Below are 12,016 nucleotides of genomic sequence, written 5' to 3'. Positions count from 1 at the left end.
CCCATTTGCATCTAATACTTCTGTTAACGTTGCATCAAAAACGGATCCATGTGTAACCCCCACGACATCGGAGGAAACAATTTCATCCTCAGTGTACCCATATGAATCATTCGCGGCTGCCTTCATCACTTCGTTAATCTGATCAACGGTTACCTCTCTATCCAACACCGAGAACAGTTCTACAAAGCCCGCAGTAATGACAGGAACCCGTGTGGTGGTACCCGTAATGATCCCTTTAACCTCTGGAATGACTTTTCCTAATGCGTTGGCAGCGCCAGTCGTAACAGGATTAACATTTTGAGCACCTGCGCGACTTTTACGTCCCCCGGGAGCATCTTGCATGTTTTGTGTCGCTGTATAGGCACGCGATCCTGACATCAGGCCTCGTTGAATCCCAAACTCGTCCACTAATATTTTTGTCATTAAGGCTAAACCATTTGTCGTACAGGAAGCGGCAGAAATAATTTTGTCACTTGGACTCAAAATTTCTTGGTTGACACCAAAGACAACGACTTTCGTTTCTTCATCTTTAGTTGGTGCTGAAATAATTACTTTTTTAGTCTTCATCCTCATCTTCATAGGCGTCGTCATCTTCCAATGCTTCTTTGCCTAAGAAGGCTTGCAACATCCAGATACTTTCATCTAAATGATCTTTGAAAGCAATCAATGTATCTTCCAACGCATCATCGCCTTCTTCTTGAGCCAAGCGAATGGCCCGGATTGTAAACTCACGGGTGCTTCTGAAATCTTCCACGACATTTTCAACCATTTCTTCTGCTTTCAAATACTTGTCAGCCGGGTCTTCCGAAAGCATGGTGTATTTTTTAAATTCGGCGGTTGTGGAAGCTGGTTTGTGTCCTGATGCCAACAACCGTTCAGTGATAGTGTCAAACCATTCTTCGTTTGCGTTGTACAGTTCTTCCAGTTTGTCATGCAGACTAAAGAAATGAGGACCTTTTACATACCAGTGATACTGGTGTAGTTTTACATGGAGTGTGTGGATATTTCCTAAAATATGATCCGCAATGGCTGCTGCGTTGATTTTTGTATGGTGTACGTGTTCTTTATGCTCTTGCTCTTCTTGCAGTCTTTCTTGTGGTGTTTTGTCTTGTGCCATACATCTATTCCTCCTAATATTTTTCCTAATATTTTTAATTATTTGTTACCAATTTTAATAAACAGACTGTTGGAAGTAGTTTTCATTTTCAAACGTGACTCATGCTGCATTTACTTTTGATTTGATAATTGGATAGCCTAAGTCTTCAATCGCTTTTTCGATCTCTTCAATTGCTATTTTATCTTCCTCAAAGTTGGTTTTTACCTTACTCGAGTTGAACAAGACTTTCACACTGTTTTTGTCGATTCCATCCAGTCCTTTTACGGCACTTTCAATTTTTTGTAAGCAGGAAGGACAAGATAGGGTTTCTAGTTTAATGGTTGCTTTAGACATAGTTTATTTCTCCTTTTTAAAATTAGTTTTATGTTGTTATTCCCTTTGTTTATCTTACATTTAAAGTATACGGTACATTTGAATCGTTGAACTTGATGACCATCAAGTTTAGAGAATCTATTTGCTTTTTTTATAAAAAACTAAATTAAATTTGGTATGCTTCCTCTGCTTCGGCTAAAAGTTTGTATACCGCAGCGTGCGGCATGCACGCATTTTTAGGAACGGTATAATTATGGGTTACTTCGCGTAATTGAGTAAACTCTGTTTCTAAGTTCGGTTTATTTGAGCCGGATTCTTCTGTCTTTGTCTTCATCGTTTCAAACAGAGTCTGAACTTTCAGTATTTCTGGATAATCTTTCCCGTGAGCAGGAGAGATCGCAGTCGTGAATAGACGAAGTGTTGAGAAATAATTGATTGCAAATTCATTGAATGATTGAACTTTTTCCTGCATGGTTCTCCTCCTTTTGAACTCATTCATTTGCTTTTACTTTTGATTCTTTCATTTCTTTGTTATTATCTTACAAGTTTAGTATAAGAGAGATTTCGGTTATTAAAATTGACGACAATCAATTTTGGGAATCTTTTTCACTTTTTGAAAAAAAACAAAAAGAAAAACCAGAAAGAATGGAGGTTCTTTCTGGTTCAAAAAAGGATGGAGAGAAACGTTTACTATCTGTAAGCGGTAATTTAAGCTCGATATGCTTAATCTGCTTCGGATAGCATATTGTAAACAGCCGCATATGTGCCACAAACATCTCTAGGAATGGTGTAATAATTGGTTAGTTCGCGTAGCTGGTTGAACTCCGTATCCAAGTCTGGTTATTTGAGCCAGCTTCTTATGTTTGGTTAAGCTGCTTTCACTTTTGATTTGATGACTGGATAACCCAAATCTTTAATCACTTTTTCAATGTCTTCAATTGCCAACGTCTTTTCGTCAAAATCAATTCTGATTTTGCTTACGTTGAACACCCCTCTTACGCTGTTCTGATCAATACCAATGAGTCCCTTAACAGCACTCTCAATTTTTTTCAAGCAGGATGGGCAGGACAAGGTTTCTAATGTAATTACTGCTTTAGACATACTCCATCTCTCCTTTAACGAATTGTTCTATAAGATTTTGTTCTCGGTATTTAAAGTACCAAGGGTATTCCCTTACTAATAATTATTAGAAATCAACTAATTCAACTTCTTTTGCAGTTCAATAAAAAGGCAATAAGATTTTGTTAGTTTTAGCTATGCTCGCCATGAGCACCTACTAAAACAGTCAATTTCTCAACTACGGTATTTAAACTCTCTGGATCTAAGTCGGACGCATCAAACGTTTTTCCATGCCCTGAAATCAACCTATTCAATTTTGGCTGCAAAGCTCCCACAGACTCATCTCCTTCAGGAATGGTACACTTGTGGGCTTTCAATAGCTTGTCTGCTTTTACATGGAGGGAATGAAGGGTCTGTTTATCCAAACGGCTGTCATCAAACTTAACTCCATGGTCTTCGAGTAAAAAATCTAGTTTTTCGTGTATTTCAGTATATTTGTCCATTTTACATTCTCCTTCGTCATTCATTCTTATTCAGCTGTTTCGATTTCTTCTACACCCGTTTTCACATTATATCTGTCACCTCTTAAGCGATACTTCAACAATCTCATACCGTTGAAGATGACCACCAAGATACTGGCTTCGTGAACCAACATTCCGATTGACATATTCATCCATTCACTGAACAAGAGGCTGGCCAACAAGATCAAAACAACCCCAACTGCAATGATAATATTTTGTTTCATATTGCTTGCAGTTGATTTCGTCAGCCCTAATGCATGTGGTAAGCGGCTGAAGTCGGAGTTCATCAACACAACGTCAGATGTTTCGATCGCCACATCTGTTCCGCTGCCCATTGCAATCCCGATATCTGCTAATGCCAAGGACGGGCTGTCATTGACGCCATCACCGACGAAAGCAACGATCTGCCCCTCTTTTTGCAATTTTTCAATGTGTGCGGACTTGTCTTCCGGCAACATGTGTCCATGTGCTTCCGTCAAACCGAGTTCTTTCGCAACCAAGTCAACGGTTCCTTGGTTGTCACCAGAAAGGACGACGAGGTTTTTCACACCCAACTCTTTCAAGTTTTGAAGATCCTGTTTCACACCTGGACGGACTTGGTCGCGGATACCCATCAGAACTTTTAATTCACCATCGACCGCCGTCAGAACCAGGGAGTTGCCGTTTTTCTCGAACCTTTGGACGTCTTTTTGTGCTTTTTTGTTTAAAGTGACTTGTTCTTTTTCCATTAAAGCGACGTTTCCGACTGCGACTCTATGACCATTTACTTGTGCGACAATTCCGCCACCTTTAACAACATCGGTCTCATCTACTGGTGTCGTGTCTACAGGACCAATATTTGCCAATACGGCTTTTGCCAAGGGGTGATCAGATTCCTGTTCCACACTGGCTAAATAGCTTAGAGCTTCTTCACTATTGTCTCCATACACTTCTTTTTCCGCCACTTCAGGGTTTCCGACTGTTAATGTCCCTGTTTTGTCGAATACGATGGTGTCGACGCTGCTGAAGTCGTTGATTACTTCGCTCCCTTTCAAGAGAACGCCGTTGCGTGCACCGTTTCCGATACCGGCAACGTTTGATACAGGAACTCCGATAACCAATGCACCTGGACAGCCTAGGACTAAGATCGTAATCGCCAATTCAACGTTTTGGGTCATTGCCCAGACAATGAATGCCAGAACCAAAACAGTTGGGGTATACCATTTAGAAAAGCGGTCAATAAAGCGCTCTGCTTCTGATTTAGCATCTTGCGCTTCTTCCACAAGTTCAACGATTTTACCGAATGTGGTGTCTTCTCCGACTTTGTCTGCCCGAATCTGAATGGTGCCATTTTCCAATATCGTACCGGCAAAGACTTCTCTGCCTTCTGTTTTTGTGACAGGAACGGATTCTCCTGTGATACTGGCTTCGTTGATATACCCTTCGCCTGTCAGAACGGTTCCATCTACTGGAACTTTCGCACCAGTTTTGACAAGCAGAACATCTCCTTCATCTACATCATCTACATCCACTTCTTCAAATTCTCCGTCTTCTGTTTGGACCAAGGCACTTTCTGGTGCCATGTCGGTTAATTCTTTGATTGCTGAACGTGTCTGGTTCAATGTACGCTGTTCCAAATAATGTCCGAACAAGAACAAGAACGTAACGATAGCCGATTCCTCATAGTTTTGAATCAAGAACGCTCCGATAACGGCAATCGTGACTAAGACATCAATACTGACAACTTTAACTTTCAACGCTTGATACGCTTGAATGGCGATTGGAGCGACCCCAAAGATCGAGGCGATAATCAACGACCACTCAGCAAGAAATGCATTTCCTAAAGCGAAGTGACTGAAAAATCCGACTGCAATTAGAATTCCACTGATCAATGTAATTTGATTTTTCTTACTTAATATATATCGTTGCATGTTTTTTTCCTCCAAGTATTTTTGTTATTTTTAATATAAGGTACAGTCAATGATTTAAACTTGATTATCATCAAGTTTGCTTTTTTATTTTTTACTTTGCTCAACTGGGTTCAATTGGGTCACATACTGAACAGGGTGGCCGACAACTGTATATAGTCGGGATTGTACTTTACACGTACTTCCCCAACCTTTGCTAATACTTGTGTAAAATAGATACCTATTTGTTCTTCAAGGGCATATTGGATTTTCCGAGTGCAAGATATGAAGTCAAATGGTTTGATGTTTAGCATCACATTTATAGCAAGATTCATTTCTTGTCGTTGTGTTCTATATGTATCATATAGTTAATTCTCGAAAGAGAAATTGATGGGAATCAAGTTTAATCATCTATCAATAATTTCCTAATCTTGGATTAACACCTGAGAGATAAAACTTTTGCGATCGCTTCATTGTTTATTCCTTGCCTGAGGAGACGAAATGAATTAAGAATTCCTTATTTTTTTAGTTACTTATTGGAAGCAGTAACTTTCGTTCATTAAAAAAAGCTGAGCAATTCGCTCAACTTTTCTACATAATCCTTTTTTGTTTTTTCCAGTGGAGTGTATCATAAACGGATGGTAAAGAGCCTTAGATAAAGAGAGTGCTTTTGAGACGAAAAAAGGACCACTTTTTTATGAAAAAAGCGGTCAGAAATTATACTGGCATAAACGAACGAACGTTTCTGAAAAACTAGTGATTAACATATTATTAATATCATTATTCATAAGTTACTTCCTTTCAAATAAAGAGATTGAAAGCTTCTGTATCAAAATCGGTCGTTTTCGATAAAAATATAAATCCTCTTATAACAATTAAAACAAGAGGATTTACTGTGTCAAAAAATATCTTTTTAGCTACGTATAATTAACACACATTTATGGTACATAGGTAAAAATGTTCATTATATGGTTAATACTATTGGTCGTTTTATAAAAATTATAATTATGTCACTCATAAGCTTATTATTAAACTGAACTATAAATACTAAAAACCTAGTCTGAAGTTCAATAAGGTCTCGCTGATCTCATCTTCATTGATCCCAATATAGCGCTTGGTGATTTTCTCACTGCTATGACCGAATATTTCCATGAGCGTTGCCACATCTTTTGTTTTCTTGTAATAGTGGTAGCCGAAGGTTTTACGCAGTGTGTGCGTTCCTATATCGTCTCTTCCTAGTAAAGCAGCGACTTTTTGAAACATCTGGTAGACCGTATTAACTTTTAGGTGCCCGCCTTTGCTGCTGGGGAAGAGATAATCATCCAGATCCAGAGTTTTAGTATAGTCCTGAATCAGATCCTGAAGACTACCCAAATACAATATACGTGTTTTCCCCGTCTTTTGTTCCACAATACGGGGGTTTTTTACGGTTAAAAGGTCTTGTTTTTTCAATTTAACGATATCGGACATGCGTAATCCGCTGTTAATGCCGATCAAAAACAGGAAAACATCCCGTTCGGCGTGCTGATTGCGTCGTAAACAGAATAAAAAGTCGGTGATTTCTTGCTGCGTTCGTAATGGTTGTACATTATAACTCATTGAAATGGTCTCTCCTCTCACAAAAATGATACATGATTTCATTCATTATACCACGAAATCGTGTATTGGACACCGGTATAAAAAAAGAACCCTATAGATATAGGATTCTGGATACACGATTTTATACAATTTCATGTATCAATGAAAATTAATTATTATTTTAAACTCGACTACTTTCTTTTAATAATGAGTGCTCCTATTCCTGAAATCCAGATATAAGAGAAGAAAAGAATCCATAAATAAAAGATTGAAATAGACTCTTTATCTAAAAGTGTAAAAACACCTAGGGATATAAATAAAATACCTAAAAAAATATGTGACGCATATGCAAAAAAACGAGAAATGTTTTTAATAACACGTTCGTCTGCTTCAGGGACATTATTTTTCTTTTTCTTTTGCTTTATTACTTCAATGACTGTCAAAAAGAGAGTTGCTACTATTCCACCAGTAAGAACTTCATATGGAAACTCGCCTTTAAAATAGTAAACAAGGAACGAACCCAAAATGGCACCTATAAGTGTACAGCTAATAATAAAGTATGGTCCCCATTTTGCTAATCGTTTATTGCTTGTTTTTTTATCTTTTGTATTCATTTATTGTCCTCCTCTAAAATAAATATATCGTCGATTGGTAAATCAAAATAGGCTATCAATTTTAACGCTAACTCTAGACTAGGATTATACTTATTTTTTTCAATTGCGTTTATTGTCTGACGCGTAACTTGCAGATCTTCAGCCATTTTTATTTGAGTTATTCCCTTTTCCTTTCGGATTTCTCGTATATAATTAATCACCTTCATTAATCAAACCTCCCAATTAGAGTAAAGATGTCTTTACATATATAATAACAAAACGCTAAATAAGTGTAAAGATATCTTTACACTTATTTAGCGTTTTGTTATGTTTTTGTAATATATATATTGAATATTGTTTTATATATGTTACTATATTTTATAAGATACAGCAAAGGAGGTCCATTATATCTGTGGATAATAGAGTGAAAATTGCACGTGTGCAGGTAAATTTAACACAACAACAATTGGCTGAAAAAGTAAATGTCACTCGTCAAACCATTAGTTTAATTGAAAAAGGTAAATACAATCCCTCTTTAAATTTATGTCTTAAAATATGTTATGCCGTCAATAAAACACTAGATGAACTATTCTGGAAAGAAAGGGACTAATATAAAATGAAAAAAATTACAGATGAGCGTTTAATATTAAAGAATTTAAAGAGTATCAGAGGTGCATATACTATTCAAACTTTAGGTATCTTAGGCATCTTAGGCTATGACTGGATTACTAGAGGATCAGAAGCAGTATTCGAAAGCCCCTTATGGTTTATTTTTATTGTTTCAACTACTGCCGGTTTATTCTTCTCTATGGATATTAGTGTATCTCATGAAACTCCTAAGAGAACTCCTAAAAAAAGCCTCGGTATCTCCACTATTATTATTGCACTTATCTCTATTGCAGTTGGAATTTTTGTGTCGTTTTCTAGTAAATCTGATTCAATAAACGGATTAATCGTAGGAGGAGTATTATTTATTGTTGTTCTTATACCATATATTTATCTTTATTACCTACGTACCAAACAGCAAGATTAAATTATAATAACAAAAAAAGAACCTTGGTTTAACAAGGTTCTACATACATGACTTTATCTAATTTCATGTATTACTCTTTTTTTAAGTATACTTTATCAGGGGTTTAAAAAAATTAAATTTACTATATAGTAAATTTAAGTATATTGGCGCTGAAAAAGATATAAACTAGGAGGATGTAAAATGGATTATAATGACTATTTAAATAGCATTTCAGAGCGATTTTCTAATATGGAAGAAATTAAAATTGGCGAATCTCTAGTAAGAGTATCCTACGAAGAAAAATTTAAAATTCAATGGGTAGCAACAAAACTAAAGATATTTTCATTTATTCATTATATTGATAAAGTTGATATAGGTACTATTGAAAATTATTCATCTGTTTGTACAAAATATGCTTCAAAAAAACACAAAGGTTTACCACGTGGTCTCCAAAATGGAGTAGTTTCTTTTAATGTATTGGTATCAGATTTTGTGACAGATGAAGCAATAGAATTTGTTACTTCTAGACCTAAAAAACATTTTTCTTTATTTGAAACTCCGATTATTTATGATATAAGTCGCAGTAAATTATATTATTACGAAGGTACTCCAATTTGGGGTTCGATGTATAATAATTATTTAAGGAGTTACATTGAAGATCACTTTAATCTGTAAATTATTGTGACACCCCCTACCAGCAATCTGAAAGCTTGATTGAAATGGGATATGCATACATGAATTTAAGCAATTTCAGGTTCTGTTGCAAAGTTTCAATACTGAGTACAAAAGTCCCATTCTGATACTTTGACTATGCTGGTATACCCATCAAAACTTTAATTTCAGTAGATACCGAAAAGCCGAAGAGCGTTCCATTTCTTCGGTTCTTTTTGTATATGCCTCTCAATGCTTCTATGCCCTTAATCGTAGTTGATGCAGTACGAAGACTTTGATAAAGTTTATTTCGACGTTTAACAGGTCTATGATCTTGCTCAATTAAGTTATTGAGATACTTGACTGTCCGGTGCTCAGTTTCGCTGTATAGCCCCTGCTTTTGTAACTTCCTAAAAGCACTAGCAATTGATGGTGCTTTATCTGTCACGATAACTTTCGGTTCCCCAAACTGCTTGTATAGTCGTTTAAAGAAAGCATAAGCAGACTGAGTATTTCTCTTTCGTCTTAGCCAAATATCCAGTGTCATGCCTTCTGAGTCGATTGCACGATAGAGATAATGCCACTTCCCTTTAATTTTAATATAAGTTTCGTCCATTTTCCACGAATAAAAGGACTGTCTATTTTTCTTTTTCCAGATTTGATAGATCAGCTTACCATATTCTTGAACCCAACGGTAAATTGTTGTGTGAGACTCGTTAATGCCACGATCATATAACATCTCTTGAACATCACGATAACTCAAATTATAGCGAAGATAATACCCAACAGAGATAATAATCACGTCTTTTTGGAATTGTTTGCCCTTAAAATGATTCATCTGTTGTCCTCGCATTCTTTTTTATTACATTTTACAATAAATCAGGTGTTATGGGGAACTTTGCAACAGAACCTAAAATCACATAGGTTATCATTTGAACTATTTCCTCCTAAGGACTACAATGAACCCGTAAGTTGAATAAGACATAGAATAATCACGAAGGAGCGAAATCACATGAAGAAAAAAATGATCTTATTAAGTATCGGTTTAGGCATCGCTGCAGCTGGTGCAGGATATCTAGCGAAGAAGACAGGTTTCTTTGAAGATGATGCTTGGTTATACGATGAATATGATTCAACATTGAATTAACTGGAAGTTGAGCAAGATGTATAAATAGGAGGAAGCGCAATGCAAAAGAAAAAAGCAATCATGATCGGTGCAGGATTATCCAATATGGCAGCCGCAGTTTACCTGATTCAAGAAGGCAAATGGCAAGGCGACCAAATCACGTTTTACTCTCTCGACGATCATGGATCAAATGATGGGGCACCTACTGGGGATGTCACAGATGAATACTGGAACAAGAATCATCCTATGGAGAATCAAAAAGGGTATGTGGCGCGAGGCGGCCGAATGTTAAACTATCGAACCTACGTGGACTTGATGGATCTGTTGGATCGGATTCCTTCTGCGACGGAACCAAACATGACCGCTGCAGAAGATACCCGCGATTTTGATGCGAAACATCGGACATTTGATAAAGCCAGACTATTGGAAGGCGGCAAGGGGATCATTGATGGCGGTCATTTAGGTTTGAACAATAAAAGCCGTATGTTGCTGACACAAATGATCATGATGTCTGACAGTGATGAAGAAAAATTAGACAATGTCACCATTGCCGAATACTTCAAAGAAGATCCAGCCTTTTTTGAATCCAATTTTTGGTACATGTGGGAAACAACGTTTGCCTTTCGGACCCGGAGTTCCGCGCAAGAATTACGGCGCTATATGCACCAAATGATTTACGAATTTACACAAATCGAGCATTTAGTTGGGGTCAATCGGACACGCTACAATCAATATGAAAGCATTATGCTGCCTTTGATCAATTACTTGAAAGAACAAGGGTGCCACATCGTCCTCGATCGGTTAGTCACAGATTGGTCGTTCAAAGACACCACGATGCAAGATAAAATCACTGTGACTGGGTTGCATATGTTGAATGTGACGACCAATCAAGAAGAGTATGTTGCAGTTGATGATGATACAGCTGTTATCTTTACCAATGGGTCAATCACTGATTCAGCGACATTAGGTGATTTTGATACACCAGCTGCAGAAAATATGGATTACGGTGCAGCCTCTAGTCTTTGGAAGAAAGCGGCTGAGCAGTTTTATAATCTGGGTACCCCGGATAAATTTTTCGCGGATCGTGATGCGAGCGAGTGGGTCAGCTTTACTTTGACGACCAAAGACCATCTATTACTGAATGAAATCACACGTATCACTACACAAGAACCAGGAAATGCCTTGAATTCATTTATTTCCACAACGCCGATTTCGCCTTTACATCAAAAAGATGTCAATATGTCGATCGTGGTCCATCACCAACCACACTTCACCAGTCAAAAACCGAATGAAACCGTCATTTGGGGGTACTTCTTATATCCGCGTCGAGTAGGAGAATTTGTGACTAAACCCTATATCGAAATGACTGGGAAAGAAATGGTGCAAGAATTGATTGGCCAGTTGTCTAAAGTCGATCCCGGACCGGGCAATATTCGAGACAAAGAAGCATTGATCATGGATAGTGTCATCAACAATATTCCTGTGTATATGCCGTATGCCTCTGCATTGTTCAACAATCGTGCCAAAAGTGATCGGCCAAAAGTGATTCCAGCTCATTCCACCAATCTGGCTTTCACTGGAGAATTCGTCGAACAACCCTATCAAATGATTTTCACAGAACAAAGTGCTGTCCGTTCTGGGGAAATTGCGGCATTCCACTTTGCCGGCATACCAATGTCACGGTTGGTACCTACACCACGCTATGACAAAGATTTGAAAACGTTGGCTCGTGCGGCGAAGAAGATGTTTGCGTAAGACCTGCAGACTGAAAAATGAATACATGCGCCTACACAAAAAAGCTGCTTCCTTGATCCTGTAATCAAAGGTTGCGGCTTTTTTGGGTTCTATAATATATGACGTTGGTGAGAAATCACTGGCGTCTTTTTTTGTCTCAGAAAATAGAAAACAAGTGAGTTCTCCTGTAGAATAATAGTCGACGAAACCAAATATCCATAGGAGGAACTCACTTGCCTACATCAAATGATATGCAAAATGTACTAGATATTCAAGACAAAAACATGATTTTCGAAGATAACTGCGTGTCTTATGGGATACACAAACAAAAGAAATGTAAATTTATAGACTGTACATTGACTTATATTCCTACGGAATGTAAGAAATGTCAGGAACCAAACAAGGACTTCTCTATCTATAAAAATGG

15 protein-coding genes and 2 pseudogenes are annotated in these 12,016 nt (G+C 37.4%); 6 read left to right on the top strand and 11 right to left on the bottom strand.

Translation table 11 applies throughout. The features are described from left to right. The 10 genes and pseudogenes from BM212_RS10840 to BM212_RS10790 form a co-directional block, all read right to left on the bottom strand. Positions 1–567 (bottom strand): annotated as a pseudogene (locus tag BM212_RS10840) (type I glyceraldehyde-3-phosphate dehydrogenase); the annotation flags it as partial. Then, the gene (locus BM212_RS10835) at positions 557–1,117 is read right to left on the bottom strand and encodes a Dps family protein (RefSeq protein WP_072693665.1); all 561 of its coding nucleotides are present in this window, start codon (positions 1,115–1,117) and stop codon (positions 557–559) included. The gene BM212_RS10835 and the pseudogene BM212_RS10840, both read right to left, overlap by 11 nt. 99 nt (positions 1,118–1,216) lie before the next feature. Continuing rightward, the gene (locus tag BM212_RS10830; RefSeq protein ID WP_072693664.1) at positions 1,217–1,450 is read right to left on the bottom strand and encodes a heavy-metal-associated domain-containing protein; all 234 of its coding nucleotides are present in this window, start codon (positions 1,448–1,450) and stop codon (positions 1,217–1,219) included. Between the two features lie 145 nt (positions 1,451–1,595). Further along, complete coding sequence (locus tag BM212_RS10825; protein WP_072693663.1) at positions 1,596–1,901, bottom strand: hypothetical protein; 306 nt, start codon at positions 1,899–1,901, stop codon at positions 1,596–1,598. A gap of 395 nt (positions 1,902–2,296) precedes the next feature. Further along, positions 2,297–2,530 (bottom strand): heavy-metal-associated domain-containing protein, encoded by a 234-nt coding sequence (locus BM212_RS10815; RefSeq protein WP_072693662.1) that lies wholly within the window; start codon positions 2,528–2,530, stop codon positions 2,297–2,299. A 149-nt stretch (positions 2,531–2,679) separates the two neighbouring features. Further along, on the bottom strand, positions 2,680–2,991 hold the full coding sequence (locus BM212_RS10810; RefSeq protein WP_072693661.1) for a hypothetical protein: 312 nt from the start codon (positions 2,989–2,991) through the stop codon (positions 2,680–2,682). Positions 2,992–3,017: 26 nt separating this feature from the next. Further along, positions 3,018–4,919, bottom strand: a complete 1,902-nt coding sequence (locus BM212_RS10805) for a heavy metal translocating P-type ATPase (RefSeq protein WP_072693660.1) — start codon at positions 4,917–4,919, stop codon at positions 3,018–3,020. Positions 4,920–5,942: 1,023 nt separating this feature from the next. After that, positions 5,943–6,494, bottom strand: a complete 552-nt coding sequence (locus BM212_RS10800; RefSeq protein ID WP_072693659.1) for a tyrosine-type recombinase/integrase — start codon at positions 6,492–6,494, stop codon at positions 5,943–5,945. A gap of 170 nt (positions 6,495–6,664) precedes the next feature. Beyond that, positions 6,665–7,087, bottom strand: coding sequence for a hypothetical protein (locus BM212_RS10795; protein ID WP_083540448.1), 423 nt, complete (start codon positions 7,085–7,087; stop codon positions 6,665–6,667). Further along, positions 7,084–7,293, bottom strand: coding sequence for a helix-turn-helix transcriptional regulator (locus BM212_RS10790; protein WP_034536185.1), 210 nt, complete (start codon positions 7,291–7,293; stop codon positions 7,084–7,086). Before BM212_RS10790 ends, BM212_RS10795 begins: the two co-directional genes overlap by 4 nt. Before the next feature lie 185 nt (positions 7,294–7,478). Here BM212_RS10790 and BM212_RS10785 point away from each other — a divergent pair, with 185 nt between their 5' ends. The 3 genes from BM212_RS10785 to BM212_RS10775 all read left to right on the top strand — a co-directional run bounded on the left by BM212_RS10785 (position 7,479) and on the right by BM212_RS10775 (position 8,753). Beyond that, positions 7,479–7,676: a helix-turn-helix transcriptional regulator gene (locus BM212_RS10785; RefSeq protein WP_034536184.1), complete on the top strand. Its 198-nt coding sequence runs from the start codon at positions 7,479–7,481 to the stop codon at positions 7,674–7,676. 6 nt (positions 7,677–7,682) lie between these two features. After that, entirely contained in the window at positions 7,683–8,099 is a 417-nt protein-coding gene (locus BM212_RS10780) for a hypothetical protein (protein ID WP_072693658.1), read from the top strand. Positions 8,100–8,279: 180 nt separating this feature from the next. Next, a complete protein-coding gene (locus tag BM212_RS10775) occupies positions 8,280–8,753 on the top strand; it encodes a hypothetical protein (RefSeq protein WP_072693657.1) in 474 nt (157 codons plus the stop codon). Between the two features lie 133 nt (positions 8,754–8,886). Here BM212_RS10775 and BM212_RS10770 read toward each other — a convergent pair whose 3' ends face one another. Further along, on the bottom strand, positions 8,887–9,567 hold the full coding sequence (locus tag BM212_RS10770; protein WP_091898516.1) for an IS6-like element ISTeha2 family transposase: 681 nt from the start codon (positions 9,565–9,567) through the stop codon (positions 8,887–8,889). Between the two features lie 174 nt (positions 9,568–9,741). Between BM212_RS10770 and BM212_RS10765 the strand changes: the two genes are divergently transcribed. The 3 genes and pseudogenes from BM212_RS10765 to BM212_RS10755 form a co-directional block, all read left to right on the top strand. Next, on the top strand, positions 9,742–9,876 hold the full coding sequence (locus tag BM212_RS10765; RefSeq protein WP_054115942.1) for a hypothetical protein: 135 nt from the start codon (positions 9,742–9,744) through the stop codon (positions 9,874–9,876). A 39-nt stretch (positions 9,877–9,915) separates the two neighbouring features. Beyond that, on the top strand, positions 9,916–11,610 hold the full coding sequence (locus BM212_RS10760) for an oleate hydratase (protein WP_069028612.1): 1,695 nt from the start codon (positions 9,916–9,918) through the stop codon (positions 11,608–11,610). Positions 11,611–11,822: 212 nt separating this feature from the next. After that, positions 11,823–12,016: pseudogene (locus BM212_RS10755) on the top strand (ISL3 family transposase); the annotation flags it as partial.

Source organism: Marinilactibacillus piezotolerans (assembly GCF_900114235.1).
Taxonomy (GTDB): Bacteria; Bacillota; Bacilli; order Lactobacillales; family Carnobacteriaceae_A; genus Marinilactibacillus; species Marinilactibacillus piezotolerans.
This window is presented reverse-complemented; position numbering and strand designations above follow the sequence as displayed.

Coding starts and splice junctions, on each gene's coding strand:
- BM212_RS10770 (WP_091898516.1), bottom strand. CDS start 9,567: ATGAATCATTTTAAGGGCAAACAATTCCAAAAAGACGTGATTATTATC.
- BM212_RS10825 (WP_072693663.1), bottom strand. CDS start 1,901: ATGCAGGAAAAAGTTCAATCATTCAATGAATTTGCAATCAATTATTTC.
- BM212_RS10795 (WP_083540448.1), bottom strand. CDS start 7,087: ATGAATACAAAAGATAAAAAAACAAGCAATAAACGATTAGCAAAATGG.
- BM212_RS10765 (WP_054115942.1), top strand. CDS start 9,742: ATGAAGAAAAAAATGATCTTATTAAGTATCGGTTTAGGCATCGCTGCA.
- BM212_RS10835 (WP_072693665.1), bottom strand. CDS start 1,117: ATGGCACAAGACAAAACACCACAAGAAAGACTGCAAGAAGAGCAAGAG.
- BM212_RS10790 (WP_034536185.1), bottom strand. CDS start 7,293: ATGAAGGTGATTAATTATATACGAGAAATCCGAAAGGAAAAGGGAATA.
- BM212_RS10800 (WP_072693659.1), bottom strand. CDS start 6,494: ATGAGTTATAATGTACAACCATTACGAACGCAGCAAGAAATCACCGAC.
- BM212_RS10780 (WP_072693658.1), top strand. CDS start 7,683: ATGAAAAAAATTACAGATGAGCGTTTAATATTAAAGAATTTAAAGAGT.
- BM212_RS10805 (WP_072693660.1), bottom strand. CDS start 4,919: ATGCAACGATATATATTAAGTAAGAAAAATCAAATTACATTGATCAGT.
- BM212_RS10760 (WP_069028612.1), top strand. CDS start 9,916: ATGCAAAAGAAAAAAGCAATCATGATCGGTGCAGGATTATCCAATATG.
- BM212_RS10775 (WP_072693657.1), top strand. CDS start 8,280: ATGGATTATAATGACTATTTAAATAGCATTTCAGAGCGATTTTCTAAT.
- BM212_RS10810 (WP_072693661.1), bottom strand. CDS start 2,991: ATGGACAAATATACTGAAATACACGAAAAACTAGATTTTTTACTCGAA.
- BM212_RS10815 (WP_072693662.1), bottom strand. CDS start 2,530: ATGTCTAAAGCAGTAATTACATTAGAAACCTTGTCCTGCCCATCCTGC.
- BM212_RS10830 (WP_072693664.1), bottom strand. CDS start 1,450: ATGTCTAAAGCAACCATTAAACTAGAAACCCTATCTTGTCCTTCCTGC.